Source organism: Burkholderia sp. HI4860, from assembly GCF_002223045.2.
In the GTDB taxonomy this organism is placed as follows: Bacteria; Pseudomonadota; Gammaproteobacteria; order Burkholderiales; family Burkholderiaceae; genus Burkholderia.
In genome coordinates this window covers 99876-113036 of record NZ_NKFO02000001.1, presented here as the reverse complement: position 1 = coordinate 113036, position 13161 = coordinate 99876, and the positions used below count along the sequence as shown (strand labels likewise).

General features: G+C 69.6%; 10 protein-coding genes. 5 read left to right on the top strand and 5 right to left on the bottom strand.

Annotated elements, in window-relative coordinates; genetic code table 11:
* Positions 1-5 precede the first annotated feature (5 nt).
* Genes CFB34_RS00520 through CFB34_RS00510 form a run of 3 tightly spaced genes read left to right on the top strand, consistent with a single transcriptional unit; the run spans position 6 to position 4312 of the window.
* Positions 6-3053 (top strand): DUF802 domain-containing protein, encoded by a 3048-nt coding sequence (locus CFB34_RS00520; protein ID WP_089443147.1) that lies wholly within the window; start codon positions 6-8, stop codon positions 3051-3053.
* 3 nt (positions 3054-3056) lie between these two features.
* Entirely contained in the window at positions 3057-3701 is a 645-nt protein-coding gene (locus CFB34_RS00515) for an OmpA family protein (RefSeq protein WP_060343323.1), read from the top strand.
* Positions 3698-4312 (top strand): DUF2894 domain-containing protein, encoded by a 615-nt coding sequence (locus CFB34_RS00510; RefSeq protein ID WP_089443146.1) that lies wholly within the window; start codon positions 3698-3700, stop codon positions 4310-4312. The genes CFB34_RS00515 and CFB34_RS00510 overlap by 4 nt, the downstream gene beginning before the upstream one ends.
* A 13-nt stretch (positions 4313-4325) precedes the next feature.
* On the opposite strand, the gene CFB34_RS00505 is transcribed toward CFB34_RS00510, so the two are convergent.
* Both CFB34_RS00505 and CFB34_RS00500 read right to left on the bottom strand, forming a co-directional pair.
* Positions 4326-4898, bottom strand: a complete 573-nt coding sequence (locus tag CFB34_RS00505; RefSeq protein WP_089443145.1) for an NADPH-dependent FMN reductase — start codon at positions 4896-4898, stop codon at positions 4326-4328.
* Between the two features lie 63 nt (positions 4899-4961).
* The gene (locus CFB34_RS00500; protein WP_089443144.1) at positions 4962-5552 is read right to left on the bottom strand and encodes a histone acetyltransferase; all 591 of its coding nucleotides are present in this window, start codon (positions 5550-5552) and stop codon (positions 4962-4964) included.
* Between the two features lie 709 nt (positions 5553-6261).
* Between CFB34_RS00500 and cml the strand changes: the two genes are divergently transcribed.
* Positions 6262-7494 carry a CmlA/FloR family chloramphenicol efflux MFS transporter gene (gene cml, locus CFB34_RS00495; protein ID WP_089443143.1) on the top strand — a complete coding sequence of 411 codons (1233 nt, stop codon included), beginning with the start codon at positions 6262-6264 and terminating at the stop codon, positions 7492-7494.
* A gap of 87 nt (positions 7495-7581) precedes the next feature.
* Here cml and CFB34_RS00490 read toward each other — a convergent pair whose 3' ends face one another.
* Positions 7582-8865, bottom strand: a complete 1284-nt coding sequence (locus tag CFB34_RS00490; RefSeq protein WP_089443142.1) for an isoprenylcysteine carboxylmethyltransferase family protein — start codon at positions 8863-8865, stop codon at positions 7582-7584.
* A gap of 120 nt (positions 8866-8985) precedes the next feature.
* Entirely contained in the window at positions 8986-11361 is a 2376-nt protein-coding gene (locus CFB34_RS00485) for a collagen-like triple helix repeat-containing protein (protein WP_089443141.1), read from the bottom strand.
* Between the two features lie 358 nt (positions 11362-11719).
* Between CFB34_RS00485 and CFB34_RS00480 the strand changes: the two genes are divergently transcribed.
* On the top strand, positions 11720-12118 hold the full coding sequence (locus tag CFB34_RS00480; protein WP_089443140.1) for a carboxymuconolactone decarboxylase family protein: 399 nt from the start codon (positions 11720-11722) through the stop codon (positions 12116-12118).
* A 57-nt stretch (positions 12119-12175) separates the two neighbouring features.
* Here the strand turns inward: CFB34_RS00480 and CFB34_RS00475 are convergent, their stop codons facing one another.
* Positions 12176-13159, bottom strand: a complete 984-nt coding sequence (locus CFB34_RS00475; protein WP_089443139.1) for an alpha/beta hydrolase — start codon at positions 13157-13159, stop codon at positions 12176-12178.
* Between the last annotated feature and the right edge of the window lie 2 nt (positions 13160-13161).

Below are 13161 nucleotides of genomic sequence, written 5' to 3'. Positions count from 1 at the left end.
ACGCTATGTCCAGAATTCGCCTTGATCTCGTTGTCTTCGTCGCCGGTCTGGTCGCTGTGGGCTGGATCGGCGTCGGCTATGTCGCGTCGAACCCGCTGGCGGCGGCCGTCACGCTGCTGATCGCCGCGTGCTACGTCGCCGGCGCATGGGAATTGCTGCGCTACCGGCAGGCCACCGCCACGCTGTCGCGCGCGGTCGCCGGCCTGACCGAGCCGCCCGCGAAGCTCGACACGTGGCTCGACACGCTGCACCCGGGCCTGCGCGGTGCCGTGCGTGCGCGGGTCGAGGGCGCGCGCGTCGCGCTGCCGGGCCCGTCGCTCACGCCTTACCTCGTCGGCCTGCTCGTGCTGCTCGGCATGCTCGGCACGCTGCTCGGGATGGTCGTCACGCTGAAGGGCACCGGCGCCGCGCTCGAAAGCGCGACCGATCTCGACGCGATCCGCGCGTCGCTGATCGCGCCGGTGAAGGGCCTCGGGTTCGCGTTCGGCACGTCGATTGCCGGCGTCGCGACGTCCGCGATGCTCGGGCTGCTGTCCGCGCTCGTGCGCCGCGAGCGGATCGACGCGGCCCAGCAGCTCGACGCGAAGATCGCGACGACGTTGCGCGTGCATTCGTCCGCGCATCAGCGCGACGAATCGTTCCGGCTGTTGCAGCGCCAGGCCGACGTGATGCCGGCGCTGGTCGACCGGCTGCAGACGATGATGACGACGCTCGAGGCGCGCAGCGTCGCGCTGCACGATCGCCAGATCGAAAGCCAGCAGGCGTTTTTCGACCGGACCGAGCGCGCGTATGCGGGCCTCGCGTCGAATGTCGGCGACGCGCTGAAGGAAAGCGCCGCCGAGAGCGCGCGCGTGGCCGGTGCCGCGCTGCAGCCGGTCGTCGCCGCGACGATGACGGGGCTCGCGCAGGAGATGGCCGCGCTGCGCGACACAGTGACGGGCGCCGTGCAGCGTCAGCTCGACGGGCTGACGGACGGCTTCGAGAAGACCACCGGCAACGTGACGGCCGTCTGGAACCGCGCGCTCGACGAGCAGCGCCGCGCGGGCGATGCCGTCGCGCAGCAGCTGCAGACGACGCTCGGCCAGTTCACCGACACGTTCTCGCAGCGTTCGACGGCGCTGCTCGACGGCGTGGCGACGCGCCTCGAATCGACTGAAAGCCGCCTGTCGGAAGCATGGCGCGATGCGCTGTCGCGCCAGGAGCAGGTCGGCGAGACGCTGGCCGGCCAGCATGCGCGCGCGCTGGGCGAGGCCGCCGCGACGTTCGAACGCCATTCGGGCGCGACGCTTGCCGCGATGCGCGAGTCGCACGCGGGGCTGCAGGCCGACCTGGCGGCACGCGACGAGCAGCGCGTCGCTGCATGGAACGATTCGCTGGCCGCGCTGGCCGCGAAGCTCGGCGACGAATGGCAACGCGCAGGTGAGCACAGCGCGGGCCGTCAGCAGGAAATCTGCGACGCACTGGCGCAAACGACGCGCGATCTCGCGGCGCAGGCTTCGACGTTCGAGCAACGTTCGAACGAATTGCTGTCGACGATCCGCGATTCGCACACAGGCTTGCAGACGCAACTGGCCGCACGCGACGAAGAACGCCTCGCCGCATGGAACGACTCGCTGGCCGCGATGGCCACGAAGCTCGGTGACGAATGGCAGCGCGCAGGCGTGCACAGTGCGGGCCGTCAGCAGGAAATCTGCGACGCACTGGCGCAAACGACGCGCGATCTCACCACGCAGGCTTCGACGTTCGAGCAACGCTCGAACGCGTTGCTGTCGACGATCCGCGATTCGCATACGGGCCTGCAGACGCAACTGGCTGCACGTGACGAAGAACGCCTCGCTGCATGGAACGATTCGCTGGCCGCGATGGCCACGAAGCTCGGCGACGAATGGCAGCGCGCAGGTGTACACAGTGCGGGCCGTCAGCAGGAAATCTGCGACGCACTGGCACAAACGACGCGCGACCTGACCGCACAGGCGTCGACGTTCGAACAACGCTCGAACGAACTGCTGTCGACGATCCGCGATTCGCATACGGGCCTGCAGACGCAACTGGCTGCACGCGACGAAGAACGCCTCGCTGCATGGAACGACTCGCTGGCCGCGATGGCCGCGAAGCTCGGCGACGAATGGCAGCGCGCAGGCGTGCACAGTGCGGGCCGTCAGCAGGAAATCTGCGATGCACTGGCACAAACGACGCGCGACCTGACCGCACAGGCTTCGACGTTCGAACAACGCTCGAACGAACTGCTGTCGACGATCCGCGATTCGCATGCCGGCCTGCAGACGCAACTGGCCGCGCGCGACGAACAGCGCCTGGCGGCATGGAACGACTCGCTCGCCGCGATGGCCGCCGCGCTGCGCGACGAATGGGCACAGACAAGCGCGCAGGCCGCGTCGCGCCAGCAGGACATCTGCGACACGCTGGCCCGCACCGCGAACGACATCACCGCGCAGGCGCAGGTGCACGCGAGCGACACGATCAACGAGATCGCGCGTCTCGTGCAGGCTGCCTCGGAGGCGCCGAAAGCCGCGGCCGACGTCGTCGCCGAGCTGCGCCAGCGCCTGTCCGACAGCCTGGTGCACGACACCGCGATGCTCGAGGAACGCAGCCGTCTGCTCGCGACGCTCGAAACGCTGCTCGGCGCGGTCAACCACGCGTCGACCGAACAGCGCACCGCGATCGATGCGCTCGTCAGCACGTCGGCCGACCTGCTCGATCGCGTCGGCGCGCGCTTCAACGACACCGTCGATGCCGAAACGCGCAAGCTCGACTCGGTGGCCGCGCAAGTCACGGCAGGCGCCGTCGAGGTCGCGAGCCTCGGCGACGCGTTCGGGATGGCCGTGCAGGTATTCGGCGAGTCGAACGACAAGCTGCTGACCCATCTGCAACGCATCGAGGCCGCGCTCGAGAAGTCGCTCGCGCGCAGCGACGAGCAGCTCGAGTACTACGTCGCGCAGGCGCGCGAGGTGATCGACCTGAGCATGATGTCGCAGAAGCAGATCGTCGAAGACCTGCAGCAGCTCGCCGGCCGGCGGGCGAGCGTCGGAGCGTAACGCATGCATGACGAAATCGACGGCGGCGCGTCTTCCGCGCCGGTATGGCCCGCGTTCGCCGACCTGATGTCGGTGCTGCTCGGCGCGTTCGTGCTGATCCTCGTCGGCGTGATCGGCATGCAGCTTCAGCTCACGTCGAAGCTCGAGGAGGCCGTGCGTGCGCGCCAGCAGGAAGCGCAGCAGCGCAAGTCGCTCGAGCAGGCGCTTGCCGGGCCGCTCGCGGCCGGCCGCGTGACGCTCGTGAACGGCCGCATCGGCATCAGCGGCAACGTGCTGTTCGCATTGAATTCCGACCAGTTGCAGCCCGCGGGCCGTGACCTGCTGAAGACGCTGGCCGCGCCGCTCGGCGCCTACCTGAAGACGCGCGACGAGATCCTGATGATCAGCGGCTTCGCCGACGACCAGCAGGTGCATGCCGGCAACCGCCTGTTCGCGGACAACTGGGAACTGTCGGCCAAGCGCGCGTTGACGGTCACGCGCGCGCTGATCGACGCCGGTGTGCCGGCGTCGTCGGTGTTCGCGGCCGCGTTCGGCTCCGAGCAGCCGGTCAGCTCGAACGCGGACGATGAAGGTCGCGCGAAGAACCGCCGCGTGGAGATCGCGCCGGTGCCGCGCAAGTCCGCTTCGAACGGAGGGAAGGCGAAGTGACCGGCGACGCGACGCACGTTCGCGCGACGCTCGACGCATGGCGCGAGCAGGGTGCCGACCGGCTCGATCCGGTGCGCTTTCACCGGATCGACGCGCTCGAACGGCGCGCGGCCGCGGTCGAAGGCGATGCGCGCGCGTTGCTCGACGCACGGCTGGCGACATTGCTCGCAGGCTTCGAGGAGATCGTTGCGCGCGCCGGTGACACGGCAACCGCAAGCGGCGCGGCCGGTGTGCCCGTGCGCGGCGCGCTGGCGGCACTCGTCGAGCGGCTCGCGCGCGATGCGCAGGCCGACCGGCGCGGGCTCGATCCCGAACTGGTCGACTACTTCCGTACGATGTGGTCGAAGGTCCGCACGGAGCAGCAGTACCGCCAGTCGCTCGACCAGGTGCCGCGCAACGCGGGGCCGCTCAATTCGAACAGTCTCGTGCACCGGTCGCTCGCGACGATGCGCGAGTTGTCGCCAGCTTATCTGCAGCAGTTCCTGTCGTATGTCGACGCGCTCGCGTGGCTCGAGGATCTCGCCGGCGGCGGCGCGCAGCCCGAGAAGGAAGCGCCGCGCGCGAAGGCGACCAAGCCGGCGAAGAAGGTGACGCGCACGAAGGCGCGGTAACGAACGCGGGTGGCTACCGGCCCGGCTCGGCCTCCTGGATAGCCGCGCGCAGCGCGTGCAACGCATCGGCCAGCGCCGCTGCGAACGGCGGATGCGCGGCGATGCCCGCCGCGTCGAGCTGGCTCCCGAGGATCGGCAGCGTGATCGACGCGCGCTCGACGATGTTCGCCGACATCACCGACAGCGTCTCCCGCAGCGCGGCGTCCGCATGCGTCGCGCGCGGCGACGCATTCAGCACCGCGACCGGCTTGTACACGACGGCCTCGCATCCCACGATCCAGTCCAGCGCGTTCTTCATCACGCCCGTTACGCCGTGCGCGTATTCCGGGCTGGCGATCAGCAGGCCGTCGGCGGCATTCACGCGGTCGATCAGGTCGCGCACCGCGGCGGGCGACGGATATTCGGTATCGGGATTGAACAGCGGGAATTCGCCGAGACGATCGAAGCGCACGATGCGCATGTCGCGCGGCGCGATGAGCGCGGCCGCATCGAGCAACGCGGCGTTGTACGACTGCGCGCGCAGGCTGCCGCACAGCGCGACGATGTCGAGGTGGCGGTCGGCGTGGGGGCGGAGATCGGTGGTCATCGATGGGCGTGTCGGTTGGCGCGTCGCGTCGCGGAGCGCGTCGCGTCGCGCAGGTCGCACGGATTATCGCACCGGGGTTCGGGCGGCGCCGGCCATCCCCGTCACGCGCGCGAATTCCTCGATCTCCCATCCATGACCGAGCATCAGCCGCCGCGTATGCAGCGCGCCGTGCACGTCGTCGGCGACGGTTTCGCCGAGATAACGCAGCGCACGCCCGTCGATATCGACGAAGCCGTGCCGGTAATCCTGCGCGAGCGCCGTCCACAACTGCGCGGCGCCCACCGACTGGCGCGCGCCGCTGATCAGGCACAGGCCCGCGTCGAGCCCCCAGCGATACAACGTCGTCGCGAGCCCCTTGCGCTGCGCGGACCCGCGCAGCCGCGTATGCGGCGCGCGCAGGTAGCGGTCGGCGCGGCGCGGGATTTCGGGCAGGCGGTTGAACACCGTATAGCCGGCGAGCTGGCGCGCGGCCGGATCTTCGACATACAGGAAGTACTCGCCGTCCGCCTCGCGGTGGCGGACGATCAGGCCGGAGCGGCCGAGCGCGACCGCCGGCAGGCCGTGCAGGCGATGGCCGGGCTGGTGGAGACGCGCGTGGAGCGTGTCGAGTTCATCGTCGATGTCGTGCTGGGAATGCTGTACGTCGATACGCATGGCAAAGGTCGCCCGTCCCGGGCGGTCCGAGAAAGTGGTTCATCGCAAACGGGGAAAGGAATGGCTGCGGCCCCCGGGCTCGGCGAAGCGAGCCGGGGCCGCGAATCAGCTGGGGATGTGCTGGAAACCGGCGGCGATCGCGGCGAGGCCCGCGATGCAGAGTGCGAACAGGATCAGGACTTTGTGGATCACGTCTCTCTCCTCATGAATGCGCGGCGCCGAAGGGCGGCATCGCGGAGACGGTGAGCGGCGGGCACGGCCCGCGCGGCCGTCGTGCGGGACGACGGTCGAAGGTCCGGGCGACACGCGCGCAGGTCGGGCGCCGTATCGCACGCGGACGGGCAGCACCATACGCGACGTGATTCGGGTGGGCAATCGGACAGGAGATGAAAAGCGACGAAAGGCGGAGAATCGCGTCGTTTCGCGACAATTGGCCGCATGGGGGCGTGCCGTCGCCCGAGCGGAGGGCGACGCGGGGCGGCCCGACAGCCTCCGCTGGCCGTGCGCACGCGGCTGGTGCCGCCCGGTCGAACCGACTACACTGCGCAGTCAACGCACACCGCAAGGATTTCTCCATGGGAGCCGGCCCGTCCACGGATCGCTAAGCCGCAACGACCTTCGTCAACCGGTCGTTGCGGCGATCTCCCGTTGTCCCTCGCTGACCAGGCAGATCGCCGCCAGATTCCCTTTTCTGAGCGGATGCCTCGTCATGCCTGAACAATCCACGCCCGTCTGGGCTTATTCGTTGCCGTCGGCGCTGCTGCTGATGGCGCCTTTCGATCTTCTCGCGTCGCTGGCGATGGACGTGTACCTGCCGGTGATCCCGGAGATGCCGTCTGCGCTGGGCACGACACCGGCCATCGTCCAGTTGACGCTGAGCGTCTACATGGTCGTCCTCGGCCTGGGGCAGATGCTCTTCGGCCCGATATCGGACCGCGTCGGCAGACGGCCGGTGGTGCTGGGCGGCGCACTGTGTTTTGCGGCGGCTTCGCTGGCGCTTGCAATCGCGACCGGCGGCGGCCTGTTCGTTGCACTGCGCGTGCTGCAGGCACTGGGCGCGTCGGCCGCGCTCGTCGCCACGTTCGCGACCGTGCGCGATGTCTACGCCGATCGCCCGGAAGGCCGCACGATCTACAGTCAGTTCGGCGCGATGCTGGCGTTCGTGCCCGCGTTGGGCCCGCTGCTCGGCGCGGCCATCGCGGCCGCCTGCGGATGGCGCGCGATCTTCGCGACGCTCGGCCTGCTGGGTCTGCTCGCGTGCGGCCGTGCGTGGCCACGCTGGCACGAAACGCGGCCGCGGCCGGCGAACCGGCAGGGGCCGTCCGTCGCATCGATTCTCGGCAGCCGGCCCTTTCAGGTTCACACACTCGCGTTTGCCGCCGCGATGGGGGCGTTCTTCGTGTTCTTCTCCACCGCGCCGCGCGTGCTGGTCGGCGGGGCGGGCTACTCCCGCGTGGCGTTCAGCGTGGCCTTTGCCACCGTCGCGATCGTGATGGTCGTCGCGTCGCGCTTCGCAGGGACGGTCGTGTCGAGGTGGGGCGAGGCCGGCTGCGTTGCGCGAGGGGCGCTCACGATGATGACGGGTGCGATCGTGCTGGCCGTCTGTACGGTCCTGGCGAAGCCGTCGTTCGCGACGTTCGTGATGCCGATGTGGCTTATCGCGGTCGGTATCGTGCTGATGTCGTCGGTGTCCGCGAACGGCGCGCTGCGCGATTTCGGCGATGCCGCCGGCAAGGCGGTTGCGCTTTACTACGCGGTGCAGGGCGTGATCGTCACCGGCGTGGGCACGCTCACGACGCTGGTCTTCGACGGTGCCACCGCGTGGCCGCTGGCGGCCTGCTGCTTCGGTATGGGCCTCGCGAGCTTCGTCGCGATCAAGGGGCTGACGCGTGCGACCGGTCGCGCGCGTGACGGGCGTGACCGCAGCGTCTCGTTCGACTGAGCATGCGCGCGGCGACGCGCCGTGGTGTGGGGCCGCGCGGCGCTTCGATGAAGTGGCGGGGCAGCGAGCCCCGCCATTGGCCCAGCGTCAAGCCGGCGCGCGCTGCCCGAATGCCTGCCTGATCCGCGCGAACAGCCCGTGCTGCTCGATCCATTCGGCATACGCGCGATAGTCGGGATCGCGCATCAGGTGGCGCTCTTCCGTCTTCGCCCGCGTGTAGTAGATCAGGTTGATCGCGACGAGCCCCGCGCAGTGCATGAGCCCGACCTGCCAGCCGAGCGGCTCGACGAACGGCACCGACACCATCCAGTACGACAGGTTCTTCGTGATGTACGCCGGATGCTTCGTGAAGCGGTACGGGCCCGACGTGATGATCCCGCGGTTCGTCAGGTTCGAGAACCGCAGCCCGAACGAGATCGTGCACAGCGCGTAGGTCAACAGCAGCAGGATGATCACCGCGCCCCAGATCACGCGCAGCGTCGGGGCCGACATCAGCCAGTTGTCCCAGAACATCGAGCCTTCGTAGCGGATGTAGTTGTTCGAGAACAGCGACCAGAACGGCTGGTAGCACATCAGCGCGGCCACCCAGCCGAGCGTCGTCGGCTCGACGGTGCGCACGTGGCTGTCGAGGATGCGGAACGTGCACAGATAGCCGACCGTGCCGAACATCAGGTCCATCGTGAACGACAGGTCGTACATGAACACGAAGGTTGCGATCGTCATCGGCGCATGCATCGCGTTCGCGAGCGACGCGGTCAGGTGATCGGCGTCCTTCGACAGGTAGACGGTCATCAGCGGCAGGAAGAACGCCTTCACGCCCCAGCCAGCCAGCATCTCGCGCACCGGCTTCCAGCTTGCGGGTTGCTCGCGGCGGAACAGGAAGCGGCCCCACAGCAGGTACGCGTCGTCGGTCTCGCGCTGGTGGCGATCCATCCACGCGAAGTAGAACGGCGCGGCGACGATCACGTACGGCGCGAGCGAGCGCAGCAGCGACCAGAACGGTAGGTAGAACTTGCCGTGGTATTCGGGCAGCAGCCAGTAGATCACGCCGATGCCGGCATAGATCGACGTCAGCGCGCCGAGCCGCGTCGCGACGCGCGCGATGCCGAGCGGCCGGACGGCCTGCCGCGACAGGCCCGCGCTCGGGCGCAGGTAGACGCGCGAGATGAAGATTTCGTGCAGCGCGATCGTGCCGATGATCGCGAGGCTGGCGATGACCGCGCGCGTGGCTGCGTCGAGGGTCGGCTGGTCGCGCGTGATCCACAGCGCGAAGAGGCCGGCGGCGATGCCGATCAGGCCGGCGCGCAGCGGCGTGGCGGAACGGGGTGGGCGGTCCTGGACCGCGGCGATGCCGTCAAGCGTGGAATTCATGATCGGATCCTCGTACGGATGAGGGCCGGCGCCCCCGCTTGGCGGGTGACGCCGGCCGTCGGCCGGGCTTTGTATGGATGCGCGCCCGGCCATTGGCCTGTGGTTCTGATAGGTAAAGCGTTACTTCTTGTTGCCGCCGCCCAGCAGACCGCCCAGGAGGTTCGTCACCGGCGACAGCAGGTTGCCGGCGCCGCCCGCGGCACCACCGCTCGAGCCGCCGGTCAGGCCGCCCACCACGGAGCCGCCACCCGCCGGCGTCGTGACCGTGCCGGCCGCACCGCCGGGGCTGGCCGTGCCGGTGGCGCCCGCGCCGCCTGCCGGCGTCGTCAGCGCTCCCGTCACCGTGCCGACCGGGCCGCTCGACAACAGGCCGCCGAGCGTGCCCGTCACGTTGCCGCCCGGCGTCGTGACCGTGCCGGTGAGGCTGGCGCCGAGCGGCGTCAGCGAGTTGACGAGGTTGGTGACCGGCGCGAGCAGGCCGCCGATACCCGCGCCACCGGTGCCGCTGGTGCCGCCCGTTCCGCTCGTTCCGCCGGTACCGCTCGTGCCGCCCGAACCGAGGCCGCCGAGCGCACCCGTCAGCGAACCGAGCAGGCCCGTGACCGGTCCGAGCGGGCCGCCGCTGCTCGTGCCGCTGGTGCCGCTGGTGCCGCCCGAACCGCTCGAACTGCCGCCGCCCAGGCCGCCCGTCAGCGTGCCGAGCAGGCCCGTGATCGGGGCGAGCGGGTTGCTGCCGCCCGTGCCGCTGCTGGAGCTGCCCGCGTTGTTGTCGTGGACGAGGCCGCCGGTGGACGTCACCGTGTTGCCGAGCTGTGCCACGACACCGCCGAGCGCGCCGCCGACCGGGTTGTCGGTTGCGCCGCCGACCTTCGTGCCGGCGCTGGCGAGGCCGTTGCCGAGTGCGCTCAGCAGGCCGTTGAGCGGCGTGCCGAGCAGCGTGACGCCGCCGAGCGTCTGCGTGGCGCCCGGCGTCGTGACTCCGCCGGTCAGCGTGTTCGTGATCGGGTTGATCACCTTGCCGACCTGCGTCTCGAGCTGCTGGACCGGCGAGCTGTTCAGCGCCGTGTTGAGGCCCGACGCGGTCGAGTTGACGGCGCCGCCGACGGTGTTGACGAGATCGCCGACGAGCGTCGTGACCGGCGACAGCGGCGACAGCGGGCCGGAGCCGAGGCTCTTCACCGCGTTGCCGAGGTTGTTGACCGCGCCGCCGGCGCCGGTCAGCAGGCCGGTGGTCGACGTCAGCGTCGGTCCGAGCGGGTTGGCCGACACGCCGATCGAGCCGAGGCCGGCCGCGACGCCGTTGCCGAGCGCCTGCACGCCGTTGCCGAGGCTCGTGACCGCGTTGCCGACGCTGGTGGCCGTCGTCGGGTTCGTGCCGGGGATCTGCACGCCGCCGATCTGCGCGCCGCCGGTTGCGACCGTCGTGCCGAGTGCCGTCACGAGGTTGCCGGATTTCTGGAGAACATTGCCAAGGGGGGTGACGCCGGTGCCGGAGGTGCCCGACGTACCGGAGGTACCCGACGTACCGGAAGTGCCGGAGGTACCGGAAGTGCCCGAGGTACCGGAAGTGCCCGAGGTACCGGAAGTGCCCGACGTGCCGGAGGTGCCCGACGTGCCGGAGGTGCCCGACGTGCCGGAGGTGCCCGACGTGCCGGAGGTGCCCGAGGTACCGGAAGTGCCCGACGTGCCGGAAGTGCCCGAGGTACCGGAAGTACCCGACGTGCCGGAGGTGCCGGAGGTGCCGGAGGTGCCGGAGGTGCCGGAGGTGCCGGAAGTGCCGGAAGTGCCCGACGTGCCGGAAGTACCCGACGTACCGGAAGTACCCGATGTACCAGAGGTGCCCGAGGTACCGGAAGTACCCGAGGTGCCGGAGGTGCCCGAGGTGCCCGAGGTACCGGAAGTGCCCGAAGTGCCGGAGGTACCCGAGGTACCGGAAGTGCCCGACGTACCGGAAGTGCCCGACGTACCGGAAGTGCCCGAGGTGCCGGAAGTGCCCGACGTGCCGGAAGTACCCGACGTGCCCGAAGTGCCGGAGGTGCCCGACGTGCCGGAGGTACCCGAGGTACCGGAAGTACCCGAGGTGCCGGAAGTGCCCGAGGTGCCGGAAGTACCCGACGTGCCGGAAGTGCCCGAGGTGCCGGAGGTGCCCGAAGTGCCGGAAGTGCCCGACGTGCCCGAAGTGCCGGAGGTACCCGACGTACCGGAAGTACCCGAAGTACCGGAAGTGCCCGAGGTACCGGAAGTACCCGACGTACCCGAAGTGCCGGAAGTACCCGAAGTAGTACCCGACGTCCCGGACGAGCCCGACGTACCAGAGGACCCCGAAGTACCAGAAGACCCCGACGTTCCCGACGTCCCCGAGCTGCCGCCCGTCCCTGACGTGCTCGGCTTGATCGTCGGCGGCGTGGTCGGTCCATCGACCGAGCCGCAACCATAGAGTGCGAGTAGCGACGAGACGGCCATCGTTACCGTCGTCTTCTTGAAGAGTTTGTGCATGTTGGCCTCGACATTGGAAGTGTGTCCAAGCCACCACTGCAAATTTCGCGCCACGACAATATTCCCGAAACGGTGTCGCGCTTTATTGCAGGAATCGGGAATATACGTGCGATTTAAACGGAGTAGCGGGGCTTTCGCGCGACGGGCACGCAGGGTGCGCCGGCGCGGCAGTTGCGATGTTCCCGCACGCGGCCGTAACGCGCGGCGCGATGTTACGTAGCGTTCGACATCGCGTGACGCGGGCGCCGCGAACCGAGGCCCGCATCTTTGACGAAACGCGCAGGCCCGATGAACATGGCGCGACATCCCCGGCTCGCGGCGACGCCGCAACACCCACGACTCCACACAGGACACGGACATGAGCGAACAGGACAGGGAATACGGCAAGGCGCGACGCATCGACGTGATGGGCGAGGCGTTCGTCGAGCGTGCGATGCGCGACCTCGACGGTTTTTCGCGGCCGCTGCAGAACTGGCTGAACGAGCACGCGTGGGGCAGCACGTGGCAGCGGGGCGGGATCGACCTGAAGACGCGCAGCCTGTGCACCTGCGCGATGCTGGCGGTGCTTGGCCGCAGCACGGAACTGAAGGGTCACATTCGCGGCGCGCTCAACAACGGCGCGAGCCTCGTCGAGATCCGCGAGGTGTTGCTGCACAGCGCGCTGTACGCGGGCGCGCCGGCCGCGGTCGAGGCATTCCGCAGCGCGCGGGAGGTGATATCGGATCTCGGGCTGTCGCTGCCCGACGACGAAACCTGATTCCGCCGCAGCGCCGGCGGCACGGCACGGAATCAGGGTCTGCTACACGGTGCCGGCTTACGCGATGCGTGCCGACGGCGCGGCCACCTCGGCCGGCGCGGCGGCGACTTCGAGCAGCCAGTCGGCGGTGGCTTCGGGAATCGTGACCGGCAGCATGTGCCCGCCCTCGACGACCTTCAACCGCACGCGCGCCGATTTCTTCGCGAGCGCTTCGCCGTGCTCGCGCCAGTTCAGAATCGGATCGGCACGGCCGTACAGCACGTCGACCGGCAGTGTGAGCTCCGGGTAGCGGCATTCCATCGCGGGCAGGTCGACCGGTGCCGACAGCAGGTCGGTCGCCGTCGCGTAAAACACGTGCGGGCGCATCCCGAGCAGGCCACCGCCCTTGACCGGGAAGTCGCGCGGCACGTCTTCCGGCGCGAACACCTGGCACACGGCCTTGCGGCCGGTCAGGATCGTCAGCGGAATCGCGAAGGTCCACGACACGAAGCGGCGCACCAGCGGCGACGGCAGCATCAGCGGCTTGAACGGCGCCGGCGGCTCGCTCTGCTCGTGCGACAGCGGCGCGATCAGCGCGAGGCGGCTCACGCGATCCGCATGATTGAGCCCGACCGCGAGCGCGATCGCGCCGCCGAGCGAGTGGCCGACCAGCACCGGCTTGTCGAGCTTCAGCGCGTCGATGAACGCGGCGACCGTGCGGGCCTGCGCGAACACGTTCGCCTGCGAACCCGCGCCGCGGAGCGAGCGGCCGGCGCCCGGCCGGTCGATCAGGATCACGCGATGCTGCTGCGCGAGCCGCGCGAGCGGCAGGTACGCGAAATTGCGCAGCTGCCCCGCGAGCCCGTGGACGAACACGATCGGCGGGCCGTTGCCGTATTCGACGTAGTGGATGCGGTCGCCGCCGACGTCGACGAAGCGCCCTTCGGGCGGAAACGCGCGCGTCACGCGGCGGGCCACGTAACCGGTAAACAGCGCGAGCACGGCGAGCACCGCGACGACGCCGAGCAGCACGTTCTGGATCAGATGGAGCGTAGGGGTCATGT

What these genes read in the sequence shown, in the direction of transcription:
- CFB34_RS00480 (WP_089443140.1), top strand. Translation starts at nt 11,720, where the DNA reads ATGAGCGAACAGGACAGGGAATACGGCAAGGCGCGACGCATCGACGTG.
- cml (WP_089443143.1), top strand. Translation starts at nt 6,262, where the DNA reads ATGCCTGAACAATCCACGCCCGTCTGGGCTTATTCGTTGCCGTCGGCG.
- CFB34_RS00485 (WP_089443141.1), bottom strand. Translation starts at nt 11,361, where the DNA reads ATGCACAAACTCTTCAAGAAGACGACGGTAACGATGGCCGTCTCGTCG.
- CFB34_RS00500 (WP_089443144.1), bottom strand. Translation starts at nt 5,552, where the DNA reads ATGCGTATCGACGTACAGCATTCCCAGCACGACATCGACGATGAACTC.
- CFB34_RS00475 (WP_089443139.1), bottom strand. Translation starts at nt 13,159, where the DNA reads ATGACCCCTACGCTCCATCTGATCCAGAACGTGCTGCTCGGCGTCGTC.
- CFB34_RS00490 (WP_089443142.1), bottom strand. Translation starts at nt 8,865, where the DNA reads ATGAATTCCACGCTTGACGGCATCGCCGCGGTCCAGGACCGCCCACCC.
- CFB34_RS00515 (WP_060343323.1), top strand. Translation starts at nt 3,057, where the DNA reads ATGCATGACGAAATCGACGGCGGCGCGTCTTCCGCGCCGGTATGGCCC.
- CFB34_RS00505 (WP_089443145.1), bottom strand. Translation starts at nt 4,898, where the DNA reads ATGACCACCGATCTCCGCCCCCACGCCGACCGCCACCTCGACATCGTC.
- CFB34_RS00520 (WP_089443147.1), top strand. Translation starts at nt 6, where the DNA reads ATGTCCAGAATTCGCCTTGATCTCGTTGTCTTCGTCGCCGGTCTGGTC.